Raw genomic sequence first — 234 nt, forward strand, 5'->3', positions numbered from 1 at the left:
GTGCCAACCTGCGCCGCGCCGCCGCCGTGTACGAGCAGGCGCTGGATGCCGGTGGTTTCGAGTACGAAGCCGCGGCCGGGGTCAGCCGCGCGCAGCTGTCGGCCGAATCGTTCCTGCTCGAGCACGAGCTGCCGCCGAGCAACCTGGCCGACGGCAAGTGCGCGGTGTCCTCCCCGTGCGACCTGGGCGGCCCGCTCCCGCGCGCCTCCGCCGCCGCGCGGGCCGCGGGGCAGG

Annotated in this window: 1 pseudogene; it reads left to right on the forward strand. The window is 76.9% G+C overall.

What is annotated here, in order from left to right:
* Positions 1–234: pseudogene (locus tag ACQG3P_RS24205) on the forward strand (TolC family protein); the annotation flags it as partial.

The organism is Stenotrophomonas sp. SrG, assembly GCF_050031795.1.
Taxonomy (GTDB): Bacteria; Pseudomonadota; Gammaproteobacteria; order Xanthomonadales; family Xanthomonadaceae; genus Stenotrophomonas; species Stenotrophomonas rhizophila_A.